The organism is Aureimonas flava (assembly GCF_003583935.1).
GTDB classification, from domain to species: Bacteria; Pseudomonadota; Alphaproteobacteria; order Rhizobiales; family Rhizobiaceae; genus Aureimonas; species Aureimonas flava.
Window position 1 is genome coordinate 121,729 of sequence record NZ_QYRN01000006.1, and the last position, 22,212, is coordinate 143,940.

The following is a 22,212-nucleotide window of genomic DNA, read 5'->3' on the forward strand; positions in this document are numbered from 1 at the left end:
AGCGGGGGACAGGTTCGCGCAAGGTCCTGCCGGGCGGTCGCCCGGCCCGGCGCCGGACCCTCGGGCCGCCGCGCCCCGCCCCGTTCAACCTGACCCCGGACCGGAATGCCGCTCTTCGACGTCCTGCCGCCGGATCTGTTCAAGCCCCTGGCGGCGCCGGCGAAGCGGCTCTATTCCGACCTTCTGCTGCACATCTTCCACGAGACGTTCGAGCCCTCCGCCGAGGCGCCGAGGCGGGGCGACGTCCTGCGCGCGATCGACGCCTTCCTGGCGGCGCGCGAAGGGGCGGGCGAGGACGCGGACATGCCGGCCGGCCGGCCGGAGGAGCGCGCCCGCGCCCTCTACGACCGGCTGGTGGAGACCGGTTGGATGGTGGAGCACCGCGACCGATACCTGCGCCTCGTCGATCTCGACCCGGAGGCGGCGGGGCTCCTGCATCTCCTGTCGCGCATCGAGCGCGGCGAGACGCGCTCCTACGGCGGTGCGGTGCTGGAGGTGCTGTCGGGGCTGGAGGGGGCGGCCGCCCACCCGGACGAGCGTTCCGAGGCGCTTCGCAACGCCCTGCGCGGCGCCGAGGACTTCATGGGCCACATGCGCACGGTCGCCGTGTCGCTGCGCCAGGCGGAGGAGCGGATCCTGCGCCAGCCCTCGCTCCGCGCGATCTTCCGGCAGTTCTTCGGCGACTTCGTGGAGCGGCACCTGATCCGCGACTTCAAGACGCTCCAGACGGTGGACAATCCGTTCCGCTTCCGCACCGCGATCATCCGGCAGGCGACCGAGATGATCGAGAACCGCGCCCTCCTGTCGACGCTCGGCGAGGCCTACGGGCGCGAAGGGCGGCTCGATCCGGGGCGCGACGGCGAGGAGGAGATCCGCGACGAGCTCGCCCGGATCGTCCAGGTCTTCGAGGCGGCCGAGCGGCACCTCGACGCGATCAACGCGACCGTCGCCCGCATCGAGCGGCGCATGGTCAACGCCGCTCGCCACATGGACCGGATCGCCGGCGGCTCCAACGCGGACCTTGCCGAGGCGCTGCGTCTCGTCGGCGCGCGGGGCGGGGAGGGCGAGGTCGCGGTGGCGCCCATGCTCCTGCCGCGCGTCCTGCCGCTCGGGCCGCCCCACGTGCCCGCGCCCCGGCGCGACCGGCCGCCCGTGGCGGCCGTGCCGCTGCGCGACACGGCGCCCGATCCGGCCGCCCTGCGCTACGCGCGCGCCAAGGAGGAATACGTGCGCCGCACGCGCGTCACAGCGCCGGTGCTGGCGGCTTATGTCGAGCGCGTCCTGGGCCCGCGCGGCGAGGTGCGCGCGCGCGACGTCATGCTGTCGTCGGTGGACGATTTCGTCGCCTTCCAGCGCCTGCGCGAGCTGCCCTCGATCTTCGGCGGCGTGCTGGCCCGGCGCTACGAGATCGAGTTCCTGGAAGACCGCTGCGCCAACCGCTGGATCGCCTGCCAGGACTTCGTGATCCGCCGACGGCCGGGAGCCCAAGTCGATGCCCCCTGAGACCGACGAGTTCCGAGACATCGTGGAGGGCGACTGGGCGGGCGGCCACATCGCCGGCCGGCGCCCGACGGCCGAGGAGATGACGCGCGCCCTCCAGGTGATGATGACGCGCCAGTGCGTCTATTCCCACACCGCCAACATCGGGCGCACCTACGACCTCGTGCGGGCCTATCCGACCTTCTTCGAGCGCTACTTCGGCTCGCTCGGCTATCGGCTGGTGGTGGCCCCGCGCGACCAGATGGTGGCGCTCGCCGTGCCGGCGGAGGGGCCCCGCTACGACGGGCTGTTCGAGCGCCTGCGCAAGGACGAGACGATCGTGCTCCTGGCGCTGCGTCTCGTCTGGGAGGAGGCGCTGCGCGCCCACGAGGCGGGCGAGGCGGGCGTGGTGGACGCGACCACCGACGATCTCGTGGATCGGATCGCGGGCGTCGCGCAGGTGCCGCCGCCCGAGGAGACGCGGCTCCTCGACATCCTGCGCGGCTTCGCGCGCCACGGCGCGCTGCGCCTCGGCGAACGCGACCGCGCGCGGCGGGTGTCGCCGCTGACGATCCTGCCGGGCATCGGCATCCTCGTGCCCGATTCCTATGTGAAGGAACTGATCCTGTGGGCGGGCGCCCCCGCGACCCTTCCCACAGGGGGCGCGATCGCCGACAACGAAGCAGCCGCACCGTCCGGAACCGAGCCGAATGTATAGCCTCAGGCGGATCTCGCTCTCCAACTGGTACCTGATCGACGCCAAGGACATCGACATCCGGGGCGAGGCCGCGCTGATCGGCCCGACCGGCGCCGGCAAGACCTCGATCCAGGACGCGATCCAGACCGTCATCACCGGGGCCAGCCAGAACCGGCTCAATCTCAACGCCAGCGCCTCGGGCCGCTCCTCGCGCTCGGTGCTGGAATACTGCCTCGGCATGACGGGCGACCCGGCCGAGAACGGCCGGCCGCTGCGCCAGTCCTGCGAGACGCTGCTGGTGCTCACCTTCGCCAACGACCAGACGGGCGAGCCGATCGCGGTCGGCATCGCCATGGCCGCGCGCCATGGCGAAGGGCGCGAGGAGATCCTGTCGCGCTTCATCGCGCCCGGCCACGCCTTCTCGCTGGAGGCGGTGCGGCGGCGCGAGGGCGGCGTCGAGACCGTGGCGCCCTGGGCCGAGATCGCGGCGACCTTGCGCGGGAGCTGCCCGGCCTTCGCCGAATACAAGGCATCCGCCGAGAAGTTCACCGCCGAGATGCTGTCGGCCATGCGCGGGCCCGCCTCCGCGCCCAACGCGCGCCATTTCCTGCGTGCCTTCTCCAACGCTTTGGCCTTCCGGCCGATCTTCGATCCCACCGTGTTCGTGCGCGACTTCGTGCTGGAGCCAGACCCGCTGGACGTCGAGCGCGTACGCGCCTCGATCGCCACCTGGCGCGAGCTGGAGGGCCTGATCGAAGAGGCCGAGGCCAAGCACCGGCATGTCTCGCGCATCGCCGGCCGCTTCCTCGGCTGGGGGCGCGAGCGGCTGGCCGCCGATCTCGGCCGCTGGCGGGCGGGCGCTTTCCAGGCGCGGCGCACCGGCATGGAATGGCTCGGCATCCGCCGCACGCTGCGCGAGCGCGAGGCCGAGCTGGCGCTGGAGCAGGGCGTCCTGACCACGCGGCGCGAGTGGATCCGCGCCTGGGACGAGGAGATCCGCGACAAGAGCGCCCGGCTGGCGGCGGCCGGCGGCGAGGGGCGCCTGCGCGAGATCGCGGCCGAGACGCGGCTCAACGAACGCGACATCCGCGAGATCGAGCAGGGCTGGGGGCGCATCGCCGACGGGCTCGGCACGCTGGCCCGCCTGGTGCTGCGCCATGCCGAGGACCTGCCGCCCGGCGCCGTGGAAGCGGGCCGCGCGGCGGCCGAGGCGCTGACGCTGGTGCGTGACGGGGACTCCTTCCTCGACAGCGCGCGCGGCCAGGGCGACCGGCTGGAGGACCTGGTGGCCGCGGCGCGCCGGCTCGACGGGTTCGAGGCGGCCCTCGACGGCGCGACCGAACGGCTCGGCGCGCGCGCCCATGCCCTCGAAGGCGAATTGGACCGCCTGCGCGGCGCCCTGTCGCGGCCGCGGGGCGCGGGCGGCGTCCTGTCGCGCGAGGCCTCGCGGCTCCTGTCGACCCTGGGCGCCGCTGGTATCCCGGCGGTGCCGCTCTGCGACGTGGTGGAGGTGCTCGATCCGAGCTGGCAATACGCGGCGGAGGCGCTGCTCGGACGCGGGCGCGAGGCGCTGATCGTCGAGCCGGCGCTGCTCGGGCGCGCCTTCGACCTCATGTGGCGCGATCGGAACGCCTTCGCCGGCTGCACGCTCGTCAAGACCAGCGCGACGCGCTCCACCCATGCGCGCGCTCCCGCCGGCAGCATCCTCGAGGCGCTGGACACGGCCGACCCGCACGCCCGTGCCTTCCTCAACGTGCGCATCGGCGCCTTCCGCAAGGCCGAGACCGACGCCGAGCTCGACCGGCTGGACCGCGGCGTGATGCGCAACGGCAAGACCTCGTCGGGCATGGGCCTTTCGGTTCAGCGCGATCTCGGCGACCTGCTGCTCGGTCGCGGCGGCGAGGGCGACGGCGGCGCCGGACTGGAGGCCGAGCGCGCGCGGCTGGAGGCGGAGCTCGCGGCCGTGCGCGCCCGCCTGCGCGAAGCGCGCGAGGGGGCCCGGGCGCTCGGCTCCGTTCTCGCCGCGCTGTCGCCCGAGGCGGGGCCGGCCGAGCTGGAGCGGCGCGCCATGGGCGTGCGCCAGCGCGGCGAGGAGCTCATGCGAGACCGGCGTGCGCTCGAGGACGGCGAGGCCGCGGCGCTGAAGGCCGAGATCGAGGACATCCGCGCCGAACGCGACACCTATGCCGCCGAGCTTGCCGAGGAGGTGGAGCCCAAGGTCGAGACCCTGCGCCAGACGGTGGCCAACCTCAAGGCGCGCGGCGACATGGCGGCCGAGCGCCACCGTTCGGCGGTGCTGCGCCGCCGACGCGCCTGGGACATCCTGGCGACCGAGGCCGCCGCCGAGCTGCTGGCGCTCACCCGCGAGGGCGAGGCGGAGCCGGTCACGCCGGCTCGCCTCGGGCAGGAGCTTCGGGCGGAGATTGTCGCCGGCGAGGCGGAGCGGCGCGACGCCGCCGCCTGGCTCGCGGCCGCGCGCAACGAGGCCGAGAGCGCAGCCGAGGCCGCCGAGGGTGCCGCCCGGCGCGAGCAACTGTCCGGCCTGCGCGAGCTCACCGAATATGCCGGCCGCTGGAGCGCGCCGGTGCCCGCCTTCGACGGCGAGACGATGCGGGCGGCGCTCGCCTGGGTGCTGGAGGAAGCCTCGCGCCTGGAGACGCACGAGCTGCGCGGCCACCGCGACGCCTGCGTGCGCGCGGCCGCCGAGATGCGCCGGATGATGCGCGAGGACCTCCTGGCGCGCCTGTCGGAGAAGCTCGCGCGGGTCGGCTACCGCCTCGCCGGCATCAACCGGCTCCTCAAGCGCCATCGTTTCACCGGCCAGACCTATGCCTTCTCCTACGCCGTGAACGGCCGGTTCGAGGGCATGCACGACCTCGCCCAGCGGGCCGCCGAGGGCCAACTCACCGACGAGGCCTTCGCGACGTCGATGGGCGAGGTGGAGGCGATGATTGAGGGCGCCGAGGACGCGGCGCTGCTCGCCGACTACCGCCAGTACTACACGTTCGAGATCGTGATGAGCGACGCGGAGGGCAACCGGACGACCCTGTCGTCACGCGCCATGAAGGGCTCGGGCGGCGAGGCGCAGGTGCCGTTCTACGTGGCGATCGCGGCCTCGCTGGCGCTGGCCTACTTCCCGGGGCACATCGCGGGGCGGCCGGTCGGCATGGGGCTCGCGCTGTTCGACGAGGCGTTCAACAAGCTGGACGTGCCCAACACGCAGGCGCTGCTGCGCTTCTTCCGCGACATGGGGCTCCAGCTCCTGATCGCCGGGCCGGAGGACAAGCGCGCCACCTTCACCGAGGTGCTCGACACCATCGTCCTGATCAACAAGTCGATGGACGGAAGGGCGGTCTATATTGACACCGAGTATCCCGGCGAGACCGCCAAGCAGGCGCTCGCCCGGCTCAATCCCGACCATCGGGGCATCGACGGCTTCCGCTCGGCGGCGGAATAGGACGGCGCGAACGAAAGACCCCCGCGCACCGGTGTCGCCGCGCGGGGATAATCTTGACGCGCCGTGCTCAGTCGCGGTCGCGGGCGAGAAGGCCCAGCACGAAGCCGATGGCGCCGGCCACCAGCAGGGACGACAGCGGGTTGTCGTGCACCGTCTGACGCACCACGCGCCCGCTCCGATCGGCGTAGGCGCCCGCGTTCTCGTAGAGGTCGCTCGCATAGCGCGTGGCGTCGTTGGTCGCTTCGCGCAGGGCGTCGCGGCCCTGGCCGTAGAGGTTCTGCGCGCTGCCCTCGAACTCGCGGCGGCGGCCTTCCGCCGAATCCTTGTCGGAGCCGAAGGCGTCACCCAGCGCCCCTTGCAGCTTTCCGCCCATTTCCTTGGCGCTGCCTTCGAGACGGTTGCTGTCCATGGGTTCCAAACTCCCTGATCGACGCGCGGCCGAGCCGCTTTCGCCAACTATAAGCCGCCGGGCGCCGATTGGTTCGACCGTGGCCCCGCGAAATTCGCCTCAGCGCACCACGGTGAGTGCGGCGCTGCGGCAGGGATGGCGCAGGAGATCGAGCAGTTCGTCGTCGACATGAAGCAGCGACAGCGAGACGCCGGCCATGTCGAGCGAGGTGTAGTAGGGGCCGACCCAGGCGCCGACCACCTCGACGCGCCGGGCCCGCAGGCGCTGGGCGAGCCGCCGGTGGACCACGTAGAGCTCCATCGCCGGCGTCCCGCCGAGCGAGTTCACCAGCGCCGCCACCCGGTCGCCCGGCTGGAGGCGCATCTCGGAGAACAGGCGGTCGAGCAGGAGGTCGGTCACCGCGTCGGCGCTGGCCAGAGGCTCGCGGGCGACGCCCGGCTCGCCGTGGACGCCGACGCCGATCTCCATGTCGGCGGGCCCGAGCGCGAAGCTCGGCCGTCGCGTGTCGGGCATCGTGCCGGGCTCCAGCGCGACGCCCATCGAGAAGGTGCGCGCCGCCGCGCGCCGCGTCACGGCCTCGCAATCCTCGAGCGACATCATCCGGTCGGCGGCCGCGCCCGCGATCTTGAAGACGAACACGTTGCCGGCGACGCCGCGCCGCGACCCCACCGCGTCGGCGGGCGCCGAGGCGATGTCGTCCACGGTGACCACGGAGCGGGTCGCGATGCCCCGTTCGGCCAGTTCCTCGGCCGCCATCTCGAAGTTGAGGACGTCGCCGGAGAAGTTGCCGTGGACGTAGAGCACGCCGGCGCCGCCGTCGGCCGCCCGGGTGCAGGCGAGGATCGGCGCCGGCGGCGGGGCGGCGAAGAGGTTGCCGATCGCCGCCGCGTCCGCGAGGCCCGGCCCGACATAGCCCCAGAAGGCGGGCTCGTGGCCCGAGCCGCCGCCGATCACGAGGCCGACCTTGCCCGGCCGCGCCCCCGCCACCGAGCGGATCGCGCGCGGCGCGCCGGCGACCGGGGTGATCAGGCCGGCATGGGCGGCGACCGCGCCTTCCAGGACCTCGTCCACGGCGGCGTGCGGGTCGTTCAGGAGCTTCTTGGTGTGGGTCCGTCCGACGGGCGCGGTGCTCGGCGCGGCGGCGGGGGCGCGGCGCGCCGGCTCCGTCCAGCCGTCGGCCGTGAGCACGCCCCAGCCGGTCTGGGTGTCGGTGACGAGGACGCTGGCGAACCCCCCGCGCAGCGCCCCGAGGATCGCCGGCACCTTGTCCGGACCGCCCGCCACCGCGATGCGCTGCGGCACGGCGCGCAGGGCGGCCAGCTCGATGCCGATCGTGCGCCCGTCCAGCGGCCCCGGCACCGGCGCGCCCGATGCCGAGATGAAGCGACCGGCGATGCTGCCGATGGCCACCTGCTCGTAGTCGTGGCGCTCGGGCCCTTCCAGGAAGCCGCTCGTGTGGATCGTGCTTTCGGGCCGCAGCGAGGAGATGCCGAAGAGGATGCGCCCGGCCTCTCCCAGCACCGCCATCTGCTCAGCCAGCACGGGCTCGGCGAGGAGCATGTCGCGCATGGCCGCGCTCGAGACGATCGCCGGCGCCGACAGGGGGATGCAGCGTCCGCCCAGCGCCTCGGCGAGGCGCGAGGCGCAGGCCTCCGGCGTCCACGGGATCTTGGCCGTGGTGCCGCCCGTCGCCTGGACGACGCGCAGGTCGCTGAGCGGCGCGACGCGCAGCGCCTCGGCCAGCGCCAGCACCGTGCGCCCCCAGGTGACGGCCAGCGTGTCGCCCGAGCGAGCGAAGCGGGCGAGCGCCTGCGCGCCGGCCGCGCCGAGCCGGGCGGTCAGCGATCGGTCGCCGCCGCTGGCCGGCACCACCAGGCAGTCCTCCAGGTCGAAGCGTGCGCGCAGCGCCTCGGCGAGCGTCAGCGCGCGGAACTGGCGGGGCTCGATCTCGATCGCCACGAGGCCGCGCGTGCGCGCCTCCGCGAGATACGCGTTCACCGAAGCGCGCGAGACGCCCATCTCGGCGGCGATGTCGCCCTGGGTCATGCCCTCCTCGTGGTAGAGCCAGGAAGCCCAGAGCAGCGCGTCGTCGCCGAAGCGCAGCGGGATCGTCGGCTCGCCGACCGAGCGGGGGGAGGGGCGTGCCATCAGCGGTCCGTCCGGCGGCGGGCGAGCACCGCCTCGTAGCCCTCGCGCAACGCGTCGACCACCACGGCGGCGGACGCGGCACCGGGATCGACATGGCCGAGGCTGCGGGTGCCGAGCCGCGCCGCCCGGCCCTTGGAGGCGATCATGGTGCGCGTCGCCTCCCGCCCCTCGGCGGCGGCCCGCGCGGCCGCCCGCAGCGCCTCGCCGACGCCCGCGCCGTCGGCCTCCGCCGCCGACGCGGCGCGGATCGCCGGGCCGTACGCGTCCATCATGGTCTTGTCGCCCGGAACGGCCCGGCCGCGCCGGGCGATCCCCTCGCCAAGGCCCGCGAGGAGAACCAGGAGATCGGCGTCGGCGAGCGCGGCACGGCCGGCGAGGCGGCGACCGGCCTCGGCGAAGCCCCCGGCATAGAGCGGCCCGGCGGTGGCCCCCACGGCGTTGAGGAAGGATCGGGCCGCGATCGGCAGGAGCTCGGCCGCCCCAGCCCCGCGCCGCGCGGCCTCGTGCGCGTCTCGCACCACGGCCGCGAACCCTTCCGACATGGTGCGGCCGTGGTCCGCGTCGCCGATCGCCCCGTCGAGCTCTGCCAGGTGTTCGCGCGCCTCGTCGATCCGTGCGGAGACGATGCGCAGGATCTCGACGAACTGCTCGGCGGCGATGCGGGTCATGGCCGCATAGTCGGGGCGCGGCGGCGATTCGGCAAGCGAGGCATCGTTCCCCCGCGACAACCGGATTGACATTTGTCGTCGCTGAATTGAACATTGTCGAAAAGGAGCTGCCGATCGGGGGAATCGGCGGTGGAGCCCTGCGAGGGGGCTCCGGGAGGACGATGGATGACGGTTCCGCTTCTCAAGGTGGAAGGGCTGCGCAAGTCCTTCGGCGGCGTCGCCGCGCTGCGCGACGGCCGCTTCGAGCTGGAGGCCGGTTCGGTGCACGCCCTGTGCGGCGGCAACGGCGCGGGCAAGTCCACCTTCCTCACCATCGTCATGGGCATTCAGAAGCGCGACGGCGGCACGATCTGGCGGAACGGCCGGCCGGTGGAGTTCTCCAGCCCCGCGGACGCCCTGAGGCAGGGCATCGCCATCATCGAGCAGGAGCTGAGCCCGGTCCCGCACATGAGCGTGGCCGAGAACATCTATCTCGGGCGCGAGCCTTCGGGCCGCTTCGGCGGCATCGACTTCCGCAGCATGAACCGCGAGGCGCAGTCGCTCCTGGACGGGCTGGGCTTCGCGATCGACGCGCGGCAGGCCATGGCGACGCTGTCGGTGGCCCAGATGCAGCTCGTCGAGATCGCCAAGGCGCTCAGCCACGACGCCGAGGTCATCTTCATGGACGAGCCGACCTCGGCCATCGGCGAGCGCGAGGCGCAGCACCTGTTCGCGGCCATCGAGCGGCTCAAGGCGCAGGGGCGCGGCATCGTCTACGTCTCGCACCGCCTGTCCGAGATCTTCCAGATCGCCGACAGCTACACCGTGTTCCGCGACGGGGCCTACGTGTCGAGCGGCCGGCTGGCCGAGACCGACCGACCGGGGCTGATCCGCATGATCGTCGGGCGCGAGCTCGGCGAGGAATACATCAAGACCAACACGCCTTCGGAGACGGTCGGCCTCTCGGTGGCGGGGCTCGCCAGCCCCGGCCGCATCGCCGACATCTCGTTCGACGTGCGCAAGGGCGAGATCTTCGGCATCTACGGACTGATGGGCTCCGGCCGCACGGAGATCTTCGACGCCCTGTTCGGCCTCGACCCCAAGGCGCGGGGGCGCATCGCGCTGGACGGGCAGCCGGTCGACGTCCGCCGGCCGGCCGACGCGATGGCCGAAGGGATCGCCTTCGTCACCGAGGACCGCAAGCAGACCGGGCTCAACCTCCACGATTCGGTGCGCGGCAACATCGCCCTCGCCAGCCTGCCCGAGATGAGCCCCGCCTTCGCCATGCGCCGGCGCGAGGAGGCCACGGCCAGCCGCGCCATGATCGACCGCTTCGCCATCAAGGCGGCGCGCGACACGATGCCGGTGTCGGGCCTTTCGGGCGGCAACCAGCAGAAGGTGGTGCTCGGCAAGTGGTTCCTGCGCAAGCCGCGCGTCCTGCTCCTGGACGAGCCCACCCGCGGCGTCGACGTCGGCGCCAAGCGCGAGATCTACCGCATCATCTGCGAGTTCGCCGCCGCCGGCGGAACGGTGGCGATGATCTCCTCCGAGATCGACGAGGTGCTGGGACTTTCCGACCGCGTCATGGTGATGCGGGGCGGGCGCTCGGCCGGCATCCTGGCGCGCGGCGAGGCCAGCGCGCAGTCGCTCGTCCACCTTTCCACCTGAACCCGTCCGCCGGGGTCCGAGCCCGCGCAGTCCACTGAGGGAGCCGTTCCCGTGACCGACATCAACGCAAAAGCCGCCGATCCGAGCGCGGGCGCCGAACGCCGGCGCCTCCTGATCCAGGAATACGGCATCTTCATTGCCTTCCTGATCCTGGTCGGGGTGCTGGCCGTCTCCAGCCCCTACTTCCTGACGGCCGGCAACATCTCCAACGTCCTGCTCCAGACCTCGATCAACGGCATCCTCGCCATCGGCATGACCTTCGTCATCCTGACGCGCGGCATCGACCTGTCGGTCGGCTCGGTGGTGGCGCTGGCGGGCATCGTCAGCGCGAGCTTCGTCACCACGACCGCCAATGCCAGCGTGGCGGGCGGCCCCTATCCGATGGTGCTGGCGCTCGCGGTCGGCATCGCGGTGGGCGTGGCGAGCGGCGCCATCGTCGGGTTCATCGTCTCGCGGTTCAACGTGCCGGCCTTCGTGGCGACCCTCGGCATGCTCTCGGCCGCGCGCGGCATGACGCTGATCTACGGCGGCGGCCGCCCGGTGCCCGGCCTGATCCCGGAGTTCCGCTGGATCGGCACCGGCAACATCCTGGGCGTGCCCCTGCCGGTGGTGATCCTGGCCGCGGTCTTCGCCGTGTCCTGGTGGCTGCTCTCGTCCACCCGCTTCGGCCGCTACATCTACGCCGTGGGCGGCAACCCGCACGCCGCCAAGACGTCCGGCATCAACGTCGCCCGCATCCGCTTCCTGGTCTACGTCATCTCGGGCGCGCTCGCGGGCCTCGCCGGCATGATCCTGTCGGCGCGCACCGGCTCGGCGCTGCCCCAGGCGGGCGTCGCCTACGAGCTCGACGCGATCGCCGCCGTGGTGATCGGCGGCACGTCGCTCTCCGGGGGCGTCGGCCGCGTCACCGGAACGCTGATCGGCGCGCTGATCATCGGCGTGATGAACAACGGCCTCGATCTCATGGGCATCCAGTCCTACTACCAGCAGATCCTCAAGGGCGCCCTGATCGTGGGCGCGGTGATGCTGGACCAGAAGCGCAGCCACGCCGGCTGACCGCCGCCAATTCCGCCCGGCCGCTCGCGCCGGGCCGAACGGGGCGACGCCATTCCGGCGCGCTCCGACAGGTTCCAAACGGGAGGAGACTTCGATGAAGACCCTATTGCTCGCCCTCGGGCTCGCCACGGCCCTTTCCGCGCCCGCGATGGCGCAGGAGAAGCTGAAGATCGGCGCGACCGTCTACGGCCTCAACGCCGAATTCATGCAGATCTGGACCGCGGCGCTGCAGAAGCACCCGGCCGTGCAGAACGGCGAGGTCGAGGTGACCGTGTTCGACGGCCGCTACGACGCGCTGGTCCAGCAGGAGCAGTTCAACACGATGATCACGCAGCAGTACGACGCGATCATCTTCGTGCCGATGGACATCGAGGCGGGCGCGGCGCCCGTGCAGGCCGCGGTCGACGCCGGCATCCCGGTGGTCGGCTCCAACGCCCGCGTCAACTCCGATCTCCTGACCTCCTACGTCGGCTCCAACGACGTCGAGGCGGGCGAGCTGGAGGCCAAGGCTGTGCTCGACAAGATGGGCTGCAAGGGCAACCTCGTGATCATCGAGGGCCCGATCGGCCAGAGCGGCCAGATCCAGCGCCTCGAGGGCAACGAGAAGGCGCTCGCCGCCTGCCCCGACGTCAAGGTGCTGGAGCAGCAGACCGGCAACTGGTCGCGCGCCGAGGCGCAGACCCTCATGGAGAACTGGCTGACCTCGCATCCGGGCCAGATCAACGGCGTGATCGGCCAGAACGACGAGATGGCGCTCGGCGCGATCGAGGCGATCAAGGCCGCCGGCCTCGATGTCGGCGACTTCGCCATCGCCGGCATCGACGGCGTGACCGACGCGATCAACGCCGTGAAGGCCGGCGAGATGGCCTCGATCCTCCAGGATGCCAACGCGCAGGCCCAAGGGGCGCTCGACATCGCCATCAAGGCGGTCAAGGCCGACTACGAGCCGCAGTCGCCGATCTGGCAGCAGTATCCGTCGATGGGCTGGGAAGACGGCAAGGCCAAGACCTATCTCGTGCCCTGGACGCCGGTGACCACGGACAACGCCGACGAGCTCCTGAAGTCGCGCCAGTAGTCGCGACGGGGGCGGCGGCCGCATCGCCTGCCGCCGCCCCCCCATTCCCTTCCCCCGTTCCAGGAGCCCGTCCGGTGAGCGACGCCCCTTCCATCGATCTCGACTTCTCGCTGGCGGCCAAGGTCGCGCTCGTCACGGGCGGCGGCTCCGGCATCGGCCAGGCCATCGCACGCGCTCTCGCCGCCAAGGGCGCGCGCCTCGCGCTTCTCGACAACAACCTGCCGGCCGCCGAGGCGACCGCCGCCGAACTGCCCGACGCCCGGGCCTTTCTCTGCAACGTGGCCGACCCCGCCTCGGTGGAGGAGGCCGTGGGCGCCGCGGAGGCGGCCTTCGGCGCGATCGACATCGTGGTCAACAGCGCCGGCATCGTGGCGCTCGCGCCGGCCGAGAGCCTGACGCTCGACCAGTGGGACCGCACCATCGCGATCAACCTCAAGGGCACGTTCCTGGTGTCGCAGGCCGCCGGGCGGCGCATGATCGCGGCCGGGCGCGGCGGGCGCATCGTCAACCTCGCCTCGCAGGCCGGCACGGTCGCGATCGAGGAGCACGTCGCCTATTGCGCCTCGAAGTTCGGCGTCATCGGCCTCACCAAGACGCTTGCCGCCGAATGGGGCCGCCACGGCATCACCGCCAACACGATCTCGCCCACGGTCGTTCTCACCGAGCTCGGCAAGGCCGCCTGGGCCGGCGAGAAGGGCGAGGCTGCCAAGCGCCGCATCCCGACCGGTCGCTTCGCCTATCCGGACGAGATCGCGGCGGCGGCCGTGTTCCTCGCCTCGGGCGCGGCGGCCATGGTCAACGGCGCGGACCTCGTGGTCGACGGCGGCTACACGATCCTCTGACGTTCCCCACCTTCCCGCTTCCCCTTCAGAACGGACCACGCCCATGCAGCGCTTCATCAACGACCCCGACCAGGTGGTGGACGACACCGTCCGCGGCTTCGTGAAGGCCCATCGCGACCTCGTGCGCCTGTCGGAGACGAACCGGCGCGTGGTGGTGGCGGCCGGCGCGCCGAGAAGCGGGCGCGTGGGCGTCGTCACCGGCGGCGGGTCGGGCCACGAGCCGGCCTTCATCGGCTATGCCGGGGCGGGGCTGGTGGACGCGGTCGCCGTGGGCGAGCTGTTCTCCTCGCCAACGGCCAAGAGCTTTCACGACGCGATCCGGGAGGCGAGCGGCGGGGCCGGCGTCGTCTGTCTCTACGGCAACTACGCCGGCGACAACATGAACGTGAAGATGGCGCAGAAGCTGGCCGCCAAGGACGGGATCGAGGTCGCCGTGGTGGTTGCCAACGACGACGTGTGCTCGGCGCCGGCCGAGGAGCGGGCCAAGCGCCGCGGCGTGGCGGGCGAGATCTTCATGTGGAAGATCGGCGGCGCCAGGGCGGCCGAAGGCGCGAGCCTCGAGGACGTGCGCGCCACCGCGCAGAAGGCCATTGACAACTGCCGCTCGATCGGCGTCGGCCTCGGCCCCTGCACGCTGCCCGCCGTCGGCCATCCGAACTTCCAGATTGAGCCGGGCACGATGGAGGTCGGCATCGGCCACCATGGGGAGCCCGGCATCCGCGTCGAGCCGCTGAAGCCGGCCGCCGAGGTGGCGCGCGAGATGGCGCGGATCGTGCTGGACGACCACGCGCTGGCCGCCGGCACCGAGGTCGCCGTCCTGGTTTCCGGCCTCGGCGCGACGCCGCTCAACGAGCTCTACATCCTCAACGACATGATCGCGTCGGAGATCGAGGACCGCGGCCTGTCCGTGTACCGGACCTATGTCGGCAACTACTTCACCTCGCTGGAGATGGTGGGTGCGACGCTGACGATCCTGGCGCTGGACGACGAGCTCAAGCGTCTTCTGGACGCCGAGGCGCGCGCGCCCGGTTTCCGGGCCTGAGAGGAGCACCCGAGCATGCAGAGCTTTCCCAATGCCGGCGGCGGCGCCATCGTCGAGGCGATGGCCGCCCGGATCATCGAGAACAAGGCCTATCTGTCCGAGATCGACGGGCGGATCGGCGACGGCGACCACGGCGTGAACATGGCCAAGGGGTTCGGCATGGCGGCCGAGCGCCTGGCCGGTCGCGACGCCTCGCTCGCCGAGGCGCTGGCGCTGCTCGGCGAGGTGCTGATGGGCGAGATCGGCGGCTCCATGGGGCCGCTCTACGGCATGACCTTCACCGAGTTCGCCGAAGGCATCGAGGGGCAGGAGCGGATCGACGCTGCCCTGTTCTCGGCCATGCTCCGCAAGGGGCTCGACGGGGTCCGCTCGATCGGCTCGGCCGAGGTGGGCGACAAGACGCTGCTCGACACGTTCGTGCCGGCCGTGGAGGCCTTCGACGCCGCGACCGCGGACGGGCGATCCTTCGCCGAGGCGCTGGACGCGCTGCGCGCTGCCGCCGAACGGGGGCGCGATTCCACGATCGACCTCGTGGCGAGGATCGGCCGCGCCAGCCGGCTCGGCGAGCGCTCGCGCGGCGTGCTGGACGCCGGCGCCACCTCCTGCGCGATGATCCTCGACACGCTCGCGGAAGGGGCGAAGGCGCGCCTGAGCTGACCCGCGCGACGAAGCGGCTGATAAGTGAGGGGGAGGGGCCGGTCCGGTCGCCTCCCCGTTTTCGTCGTTGGGGTTTCCGCCGCCGATCGCCCGAGCACGAACAGGCCAAAAAAAACGCCCTGCCGGGGGAGGACCGGCAGGGCGTCATGGGTAAAGTCCGCGTGGGAGGAGGATCGCGGACTTCGATCCGCTGCGGCCGTTGGGAGGAGGTTGGCCGCCGCGAAACTCTGGAGTGGCTGGCCGGCGTCTCGTAGACGCTTCGTCCGGTGCTCCGATGGTTGAAACATAGACCCGTCCGCCCGATTGCTGTAGTGCAAAAAACGCATGGCTGCATTGCGGTAGAGGTCTGCGACGACCGCGTTCGGCGGCATCGGCCGGGAAGGCGCATGGGCGGCTATTCATCGATCTGTCATACGGGATGACATTCGACCGCCGTGCCCCTAGCGTGGCGCCCACGATGCGGGGGTGACATGAACCATCTGGACTTTCCCAAGAGCTTCGCCGGGCTGCTGGCGGGGCTCCTCCTTTTCGTGCTCGCTTGTGCGCTCGCGACCGTGCCGTTTCTCGGCCTCGACCTCGCTTCCGGCGAGAACGGCCCGCTGGAATGGACGCAGGAGGCGATGCTGATGGCGGCCGTCGTGTTCTCGGGTGCCGCCGCGCTCGGACTGCGGGGGCCGGAGCGCTTGGCCGCCTTCCTGGCGACGCTGCTCTATGCGGTTTTCCTCCTGCGCGAGCTCGAGTTGCCGGTGACGGGCCCGATCACCCGCTATCTCGCTTCCGGCATGTTCCGCTGGCACGAGACGCTGGTGCTGGCGGTCCTGGTCCTGCCCTATGCGGCCCTTCGGTTCCGCTTCTGGCCGGCCATCCTGTCCTATGGCCTCAGCCTGCGCGGCTGGCCCTTCGCGCTGGCGGCACTCCTCGTGGGAACGGGCGCCGTCTTCGACGGCGTGCCGAGCCTCGGCGGCGTCGCCCATCTCAGCACCTTCCTGGAGGAGACGGCGGAGCTTCTCGGCTACACCGTCCTGGCGGTGGCGGCCGGTTGGGTGCTGGCGCGCGCGCGCGCCGAGGACGGGGCGGCGCAGGGACCGGTGGCCGGCGGCGCCGCGCCGCTCGGATGTCCTTCGCGAGGCGCCTGAGCGCCCGGCGGCCCGGCCGGGCTCAGTAGCCGATCGCCGCGCCCGCGCCGGCGCGGCTGTCGATCGCCCCGAAGAAGCGTTCCGGCCGGTCGGGGTCGCGCTCCGCAAGGCTCGGACCGCCGATCAGGATGCCGGCGGCCTGGCCCCAGACGGGCCAGTCGGGATCCTCGGCGACCTTGTGCCCCTTGGCTGCCAGAAGGGCGATCGTGTCGGGCGACAGGGCGTGCGGCTCGATCGTGATGCGGTCGGGCTGCCACTGATGGTGGATGCGCGGCGCGTCGATCGCCTCCTGGATGTCCATCCCGTGCTCCACGACGTTGAGGATGGCCTCCAGCGTGATGGTGATGATGCGCGAGCCGCCGGGGCTGCCGATCACCATCAGCGGCTCGCCGTCGCGCGACACGACGGTCGGGCTCATGGAGGACAGAGGCGACTTGCCCGGCTCGATGGCGTTGGCCGCGCCCTGCACCAGCCCGTAGAGGTTCGGCACGCCCGGCTTCTGGGTGAAGTCGTCCATTTCGTTGTTGAGAAGGACGCCCGTGCCCGGCGCCACCACGCGCGCCCCGAAGGAGCCGTTCAGCGTGTAGGTCACGGCCACCGCGTTGCCGTCCCGGTCCACGATCGAATAGTGCGTCGTCTCGTGGCTTTCCCCCATGCCGGCGGGCTTGAGGTCGGCCGAGACGCCGGCGCGGTTCGGGTCGATCCGGGCGCGGATCTCGGCGGCGTGCTCCTCCGACAGGAGCATCTCGACCGGATTGTCCACGAAGTCCGGGTCGCCCAGCGCCGAGTTGCGGTCGACATAGGCGTGGCGCATGGCCTCGGCCATCAGGTGCACCGTGGCGGCGGACCCGAAGCCGGTATAGGCGATCGGATAGGCCTTCAGGATGTTCAGGATCTCGCAGATGATCACCCCGCCCGAACTCGGCGGCGGCGACGACACGATCTCGTAGCCCTTGTAGTCGCAGCGGATCGGCTCCAGCTCGCGCACCTTGTAGCCCTCGAAGTCCGACGCCTCGAGGATGCCGCCGTTGGCGCGGCTCGCCTCGACGATCGCCTGCGCGGCCAGACCCCGGTAGAAGCCGTCCGGTCCGCGCTCGGACACGGCGCGCAGCACCCCGGCAAGGTCCGCCTGCACCAGCCGCTCGCCCGCCCGGAACGGGACGCCGCCGGGTTTCAGGAAGATCGCGGCGGCCGCCGGGTCCTCGGCGAGGTCGGCGTTGGCGTCCGCGAAGCTCGCGACGTCGCCCTGCGTGAGCGCGAAGCCCTCGGAGGCGAGCCGGATCGCCGGTGCGATCAGCGCCGCGCGCTCGCGCGTGCCGTAGTGCTCGCGCGCGTGCTCGAAGCCGGCCACCGAGCCCGGCACGCCGACCGCGAGATAGCCGTCCGTGGACAGGCCCTCCACCGGATCGCCGTTCGCGTCGAGATACATGTCGCGGGTCGCCCGGCCCGGCGCGCGCTCGCGGAAGTCGATGAAGGTGGATCGTCCGTCCCGCAGGCGGATGGTCATGAAGCCGCCGCCGCCGAGATTGCCGGCGGTCGGATAGGTGACGGCCAGCGCGTAGCCCACCGCCACCGCCGCATCCACGGCGTTGCCGCCGCCCTTCAGCACCTCGACGCCGACCTCGCTGGCCAGCCGCTGGGCGGTGACGACCATGCCGTTCTCGCCCGCCACGGGCGCTGGAGAGGCCGCGAGCGCGGCCGCCGTCTGCAGGACGCAGAGCGTCAGGACGCCGGCGCGGCCGGCCCTCGAAAAGCGTTGCGCGGACATCGGCGGTCCCTCCGGTGGTTGGCCCACGCCGAGGATGCAACAGGACGGGAGCCGTGTCGAAGCGAAAGCGACGCAACGGCCGGCCGCCACCTGTACGTTCAGCCGGCGACCTCGACCTCGCGCCGCTGCGAGGCGATGGCCTCGCCGTTGCGGATCACCTCGACCGACACGGTCCAGCGGCCGGGCAGGAGCGGTCGCTTGCGTCCCGCGAAGGCGGAGTAGACGGCCTGGTTGCGCTCCAGCGGCGCGCTCGATCCCTCGAAGAAGGGCGTGCCGTCGGGCGCCACCATGCGAAAGGCGAGCGCGTCGCCCTTCCGGAGGTTGGTGACCCAGGCCCAGACGATGGCGGCGTCCCCGCCCGCCGGCGGAGCCGGCGGCGCGCCGTCCACCACGAGCCGGCCGTAGTCCACCGGGGCGCCGGCGAGGCCGAGGCCGAGGACGCCGGTCGGCCCTTTCTCCAGGGCGGCCACGGCTTCGGGCTGGAACAGCGTGCCCGCGAAGGCGGGTCCGGTGGAGCAGCCCGATCCCACCGCGTGGCCCGTGGCCGGATCGATCTTCTCGCCGTTGCGGCGCACCGACAGGTGCACGTGCGGAAACTCGGCGGCGCCCGACGCGCCGATCTCGCCGAGCCGGGCGCCGGTCTCCACCCTGTCGCCCGTCTTCACGCCCACGCTGCCGCGCCGGAGGTGGCAGACCTGGGTTTCCCAGCCGTCGCCGTGGTCGATCACCACGCCGTTGCCGCACTCGACGCCCTTCACGCTGTCGCGCCCTGCCTGGGTCGGGCCGATCAGGCGGTCGGGCATGGCGTCGCGCACGCCCTTCACCGTGCCGGCCGCCGGCGCCACGACGGCGACGCCGCGCGCGACGTCGGCCATGGAGCGCAGGCGGATGTCGAGGCCGTCGTGCCCGTCATAGGCGGCCATGCCGCAGAACGGGTCGCTTGCGCCGGGACCGGCGTCCATGTCCGGCCATTGCTGGACGAAGCAGTCCGTTCCGATCGTGCAGGTCACGGGCAGGCCGAGGCGGAACTCGGCTCGCGCCGGTGGAGCCCCCGCTCCGAGGAGCGTGAGCGCCAGGGCGGCGGTGATGGCGTCGAACCTCATGCGTGCGTCGCTCCCCTTCCGTTGCGCGGCGAGGAGAGGGGGTCGGCCGCAAATCGGGCGAGGCGATGACGAAGGGTCAGACGTGCTCGGCGGCCCCCGCCGTGCCCGCCGAATGGGCGCGCGCCTCGGCCTGCGTGAAAACGCGGTTGAACAGGAGGTTCAGGAGAACCGCCGCGATCGCGGCCAGGAGGATGCCCGATTCCAGAAGCGGCTGGAGCGCGCGCGGCATGTGGTGGAAGAACCCCGGCGCCACGAGCGGAATCATCCCGATGCCGACCGAGACGGCGATCACGAAGAGGTTCTGCCGCCGGGCGTGGAAGTCCACGCCGGACAGGATGCGGATGCCGGTGGCCGCCACCATGCCGAACATCACGATGCCCGCGCCGCCCAGCACCACGGTCGGCACCGCCTCCACCACGGCCGCCATCTTCGGCGTCAGGCCGAGCACCAGGAGAATAAGCCCGCCCGCCGCCGTGACATGGCGCGACTTGACGCCGGTCACGCCCACCAGCCCGACGTTCTGCGAGAAGGACGTATAGGGGAAGGTGTTGAAGACGCCCCCGATCAGCGTGCCGACGCCGTCCGCCCGCAGCCCGCGCACGATCGCGCGGCGGTCCGGCGCGCGGCCGGTCATCTCGCCGAGCGCCAGGAACATGCCGAGCGATTCGATCATCACGACGATCATCACCAGGCACATGGTCAGGATCGGGACGAGGTGGAACTGCGGCATGCCGAAATGGAAGGGTAGGATCAGGCCGAACCACTCGGCCTCCGCCACCTTGTCGAAGCGCATGCGCCCGGTCAGTGTCGCCACGGCGGCGCCGGCGACGATGCCGAGGAGCACCGCGACGTTGGCGACGAAGCCGCGCCCCCAGCGCAGGAGCGCCAGGATCACGGCCAGCACGAAGACCGACAGCGCGAGGCCGCCGGGCGCCCCGTAGTCGGGATTGGGCACCTGCACGCGCTGCCCCTCGATCACCTGGGTCAGGAAGGGCTGGCCGCCGCCCGCCCAGTTGATGCCGACGCGCATCAGCGAGATGCCGATCACCAGGATGATCGTGCCGGTGACCACCGGTGGGAACAGCGGCAGGACCCGCCCGATCAGCGGCGCGGCGAGGATGCCGAAGACGCCGGCGGCGATCACCGAGCCGTAGATGCCGAGAAGCCCGACCTCGGGCGCGGCGCCCATCGCCAGCATCGGCCCGACGGAAGCGAAGGTGACGCCCATCATCACCGGCAGGCGGATGCCGGCGCCCGGCATGCCGAGGCTCTGGATCAGCGTCGCGATCCCGCAGGCGAAGAGGTCGGCCGAGATCAGGAAGGCGACGTCCTCGGGCGAGAGCTGCAGCGCGCGGCCGACGATCAGCGGCACGGCGACCGCGCCCGCATACATCACCAGCACGTGCTGCGCGGCCAGCGGCCACAGGCGGCGCGCCTCCGGTCGCCGGTCCACCGGATGGACTGCCGCTCCTGTCCCGTCCATTGCCGTCGCCCCTTCCCCTCGTGCCGTTCCGGAGACTAGAGCACGAGTCGTGGCGATGAAAAACAGGGCATGCCGAAGTTCGCGGCATCGCCGAGAGGGATAGCGAGAATTTGTGTTGCGGACCGCCGTTCGGTTAAGGGTCGGTCGCCACACGACCGCCAGCGGACGCCAGACGAATCATGGTCGCCATCGACATCGCCACCCGGGTCTGGAACCACACGTTCAAGCTCGATCCCATCGTCCGCTCGCTGCTCGACACGGACTTCTACAAGCTCCTGATGCTCCAGATGATCTGGGGCCTGCACGGCGAGACGGACGTCACCTTCCGCCTCATCAACCGCACCCGGACGGTGCGCGTCGCCGACGAGGTCGACGAGGGGGAGCTGCGCGCCCAGCTCGACCACGCGCGCTCGATCCGCTTCTCGAAGCGCGAGATGATCTGGCTGGCGGGCAACACGTTCTACGGCGAACGGCAGATCTTCCGCCCCGCCTTCCTGGAGTGGCTGAAGGACTTCCAGCTCCCGCCCTACGAGCTGGCCAAGCGCGACGGGCAGTACGAGCTGATGTTCCGCGGTCGCTGGACCGACACGATGATGTGGGAGATCCCGGCGCTCGCCATCATCAACGAGCTGCGCTCGCGCTCGGCCATGAAGAGCTATCGCCGCTTCGAGCTCGACGTCCTCTATGCCCGCGCCAAGGCCAAGATGTGGGAGAAGGTGGAGCGGCTGGACAAGCTGCCGGCGATCCGCATCTCCGACTTCGGCACGCGCCGCCGCCACTCCTTCCTGTGGCAGCGCTGGTGCGTGGAGGCGCTGAAGGAGAAGCTGGGCAGCCGCTTCATCGGCTCATCCAACGTGCTTCTGGCGATGGAGGCCGACCTCGAGGCGATCGGCACCAACGCGCACGAGCTGCCCATGGTGGCCGCCGCCCTCGCCGAGACGGAGGCGGACCTGCGCGAGGCGCCCTACCGCGTGCTGAAGGAATGGCAGAGCTGGTACGGCGGCAACCTCCTGGTGGTGCTGCCCGACGCCTTCGGCACGGCCTCCTTCCTGGAGCGCGCGCCCGACTGGGTGGGCGACTGGACGGGCTTCCGCCCCGATTCGGCCCCGCCGATCGAGGGCGGCGAGGCGATCATGGACTGGTGGCGCTCCAAGGGCATCGACCCGCGCGACAAGCTGCTGGTCTTCTCGGACGGCATGGACATCGGCACTATCGAGGAGACCTACCGCCATTTCGACGGGCGCGTGCGCATGAGCTTCGGCTGGGGCACGAACCTCACCAACGACTTCCGGGGCGTGGCGCCGGAGGAGAACCTCGGCCTCCATCCGATCTCGCTGGTCTGCAAGGTGATGGAGGCGAACGGGCGCCCGGCGGTGAAGCTGTCGGACAATCCGGCCAAGGCCACCGGCAGGCCGGAGGACATCGAGCGCTACCGCCGGGTGTTCGGCACGGCGGCGAAAATTCCGCGCGAAGTCACGGTTTGAGAAATTCGTCCCTTCAACCGGGGGCGCCCGTCGTGCAAACCGGGGCCGACCACCATCGCGG

General features: G+C 71.9%; 17 protein-coding genes. 11 read left to right on the top strand and 6 right to left on the bottom strand.

Features of this window, described 5'->3' with window-relative positions; genetic code table 11:
- Positions 1–105 precede the first annotated feature (105 nt).
- Genes D3218_RS12375 through D3218_RS12385 form a run of 3 tightly spaced genes read left to right on the top strand, consistent with a single transcriptional unit; the run spans position 106 to position 5,633 of the window.
- Positions 106–1,503 carry a Wadjet anti-phage system protein JetA family protein gene (locus tag D3218_RS12375; protein ID WP_119540396.1) on the top strand — a complete coding sequence of 466 codons (1,398 nt, stop codon included), beginning with the start codon at positions 106–108 and terminating at the stop codon, positions 1,501–1,503.
- Positions 1,493–2,197 carry a DUF4194 domain-containing protein gene (locus tag D3218_RS12380; RefSeq protein ID WP_119540397.1) on the top strand — a complete coding sequence of 235 codons (705 nt, stop codon included), beginning with the start codon at positions 1,493–1,495 and terminating at the stop codon, positions 2,195–2,197. The genes D3218_RS12375 and D3218_RS12380 overlap by 11 nt, the downstream gene beginning before the upstream one ends.
- Complete coding sequence (locus tag D3218_RS12385) at positions 2,190–5,633, top strand: SbcC/MukB-like Walker B domain-containing protein (protein WP_119540398.1); 3,444 nt, start codon at positions 2,190–2,192, stop codon at positions 5,631–5,633. The genes D3218_RS12380 and D3218_RS12385 overlap by 8 nt, the downstream gene beginning before the upstream one ends.
- A 67-nt stretch (positions 5,634–5,700) precedes the next feature.
- Here the strand turns inward: D3218_RS12385 and D3218_RS12390 are convergent, their stop codons facing one another.
- From D3218_RS12390 to dhaL (D3218_RS12400), 3 genes are all read right to left on the bottom strand, one after another.
- On the bottom strand, positions 5,701–6,042 hold the full coding sequence (locus D3218_RS12390) for a CsbD family protein (RefSeq protein WP_119540399.1): 342 nt from the start codon (positions 6,040–6,042) through the stop codon (positions 5,701–5,703).
- A 99-nt stretch (positions 6,043–6,141) separates the two neighbouring features.
- Entirely contained in the window at positions 6,142–8,190 is a 2,049-nt protein-coding gene (locus D3218_RS12395; protein ID WP_119540400.1) for a bifunctional sugar-binding transcriptional regulator/dihydroxyacetone kinase subunit DhaK, read from the bottom strand.
- Complete coding sequence (gene dhaL, locus D3218_RS12400) at positions 8,190–8,858, bottom strand: dihydroxyacetone kinase subunit DhaL (protein ID WP_119540617.1); 669 nt, start codon at positions 8,856–8,858, stop codon at positions 8,190–8,192. The genes D3218_RS12395 and dhaL (D3218_RS12400) overlap by 1 nt, the downstream gene beginning before the upstream one ends.
- A 165-nt stretch (positions 8,859–9,023) precedes the next feature.
- Between dhaL (D3218_RS12400) and D3218_RS12405 the strand changes: the two genes are divergently transcribed.
- The 7 genes from D3218_RS12405 to D3218_RS12435 all read left to right on the top strand — a co-directional run bounded on the left by D3218_RS12405 (position 9,024) and on the right by D3218_RS12435 (position 16,313).
- Entirely contained in the window at positions 9,024–10,505 is a 1,482-nt protein-coding gene (locus D3218_RS12405; protein ID WP_119540401.1) for a sugar ABC transporter ATP-binding protein, read from the top strand.
- Between the two features lie 51 nt (positions 10,506–10,556).
- On the top strand, positions 10,557–11,561 hold the full coding sequence (locus D3218_RS12410; RefSeq protein WP_119540402.1) for an ABC transporter permease: 1,005 nt from the start codon (positions 10,557–10,559) through the stop codon (positions 11,559–11,561).
- Positions 11,562–11,655: 94 nt separating this feature from the next.
- Positions 11,656–12,636, top strand: coding sequence for a substrate-binding domain-containing protein (locus D3218_RS12415; RefSeq protein WP_119540403.1), 981 nt, complete (start codon positions 11,656–11,658; stop codon positions 12,634–12,636).
- 74 nt (positions 12,637–12,710) lie between these two features.
- Positions 12,711–13,478, top strand: coding sequence for a GolD/DthD family dehydrogenase (locus D3218_RS12420; protein ID WP_119540404.1), 768 nt, complete (start codon positions 12,711–12,713; stop codon positions 13,476–13,478).
- 43 nt (positions 13,479–13,521) lie between these two features.
- The gene (locus tag D3218_RS12425) at positions 13,522–14,520 is read left to right on the top strand and encodes a dihydroxyacetone kinase subunit DhaK (RefSeq protein WP_119540405.1); all 999 of its coding nucleotides are present in this window, start codon (positions 13,522–13,524) and stop codon (positions 14,518–14,520) included.
- A gap of 15 nt (positions 14,521–14,535) precedes the next feature.
- On the top strand, positions 14,536–15,177 hold the full coding sequence (dhaL, locus tag D3218_RS12430; protein WP_119540406.1) for a dihydroxyacetone kinase subunit DhaL: 642 nt from the start codon (positions 14,536–14,538) through the stop codon (positions 15,175–15,177).
- A gap of 470 nt (positions 15,178–15,647) precedes the next feature.
- Positions 15,648–16,313 (top strand): hypothetical protein, encoded by a 666-nt coding sequence (locus D3218_RS12435; RefSeq protein ID WP_119540407.1) that lies wholly within the window; start codon positions 15,648–15,650, stop codon positions 16,311–16,313.
- 22 nt (positions 16,314–16,335) lie between these two features.
- On the opposite strand, the gene ggt is transcribed toward D3218_RS12435, so the two are convergent.
- From ggt to D3218_RS12450, 3 genes are all read right to left on the bottom strand, one after another.
- On the bottom strand, positions 16,336–18,081 hold the full coding sequence (gene ggt / locus D3218_RS12440; RefSeq protein WP_119540408.1) for a gamma-glutamyltransferase: 1,746 nt from the start codon (positions 18,079–18,081) through the stop codon (positions 16,336–16,338).
- A 98-nt stretch (positions 18,082–18,179) separates the two neighbouring features.
- Complete coding sequence (locus tag D3218_RS12445) at positions 18,180–19,184, bottom strand: M23 family metallopeptidase (RefSeq protein ID WP_119540409.1); 1,005 nt, start codon at positions 19,182–19,184, stop codon at positions 18,180–18,182.
- Between the two features lie 76 nt (positions 19,185–19,260).
- Positions 19,261–20,667, bottom strand: coding sequence for a nucleobase:cation symporter-2 family protein (locus D3218_RS12450; RefSeq protein ID WP_119540410.1), 1,407 nt, complete (start codon positions 20,665–20,667; stop codon positions 19,261–19,263).
- A gap of 179 nt (positions 20,668–20,846) precedes the next feature.
- On the opposite strand from D3218_RS12450, the gene pncB reads away from it, so the two are divergent.
- Positions 20,847–22,151 (top strand): nicotinate phosphoribosyltransferase, encoded by a 1,305-nt coding sequence (pncB, locus tag D3218_RS12455; RefSeq protein ID WP_119540411.1) that lies wholly within the window; start codon positions 20,847–20,849, stop codon positions 22,149–22,151.
- The last annotated feature ends 61 nt before the right edge of the window (positions 22,152–22,212 follow it).

Coding starts and splice junctions, on each gene's coding strand:
- D3218_RS12415 (WP_119540403.1), top strand. CDS start 11,656: ATGAAGACCCTATTGCTCGCCCTCGGGCTCGCCACGGCCCTTTCCGCG.
- D3218_RS12380 (WP_119540397.1), top strand. CDS start 1,493: ATGCCCCCTGAGACCGACGAGTTCCGAGACATCGTGGAGGGCGACTGG.
- D3218_RS12425 (WP_119540405.1), top strand. CDS start 13,522: ATGCAGCGCTTCATCAACGACCCCGACCAGGTGGTGGACGACACCGTC.
- D3218_RS12385 (WP_119540398.1), top strand. CDS start 2,190: ATGTATAGCCTCAGGCGGATCTCGCTCTCCAACTGGTACCTGATCGAC.
- dhaL (WP_119540406.1), top strand. CDS start 14,536: ATGCAGAGCTTTCCCAATGCCGGCGGCGGCGCCATCGTCGAGGCGATG.
- D3218_RS12450 (WP_119540410.1), bottom strand. CDS start 20,667: ATGGACGGGACAGGAGCGGCAGTCCATCCGGTGGACCGGCGACCGGAG.
- D3218_RS12405 (WP_119540401.1), top strand. CDS start 9,024: ATGACGGTTCCGCTTCTCAAGGTGGAAGGGCTGCGCAAGTCCTTCGGC.
- D3218_RS12375 (WP_119540396.1), top strand. CDS start 106: ATGCCGCTCTTCGACGTCCTGCCGCCGGATCTGTTCAAGCCCCTGGCG.
- pncB (WP_119540411.1), top strand. CDS start 20,847: ATGGTCGCCATCGACATCGCCACCCGGGTCTGGAACCACACGTTCAAG.
- D3218_RS12390 (WP_119540399.1), bottom strand. CDS start 6,042: ATGGACAGCAACCGTCTCGAAGGCAGCGCCAAGGAAATGGGCGGAAAG.
- dhaL (WP_119540617.1), bottom strand. CDS start 8,858: ATGACCCGCATCGCCGCCGAGCAGTTCGTCGAGATCCTGCGCATCGTC.
- ggt (WP_119540408.1), bottom strand. CDS start 18,081: ATGTCCGCGCAACGCTTTTCGAGGGCCGGCCGCGCCGGCGTCCTGACG.
- D3218_RS12395 (WP_119540400.1), bottom strand. CDS start 8,190: ATGGCACGCCCCTCCCCCCGCTCGGTCGGCGAGCCGACGATCCCGCTG.
- D3218_RS12445 (WP_119540409.1), bottom strand. CDS start 19,184: ATGAGGTTCGACGCCATCACCGCCGCCCTGGCGCTCACGCTCCTCGGA.
- D3218_RS12435 (WP_119540407.1), top strand. CDS start 15,648: ATGAACCATCTGGACTTTCCCAAGAGCTTCGCCGGGCTGCTGGCGGGG.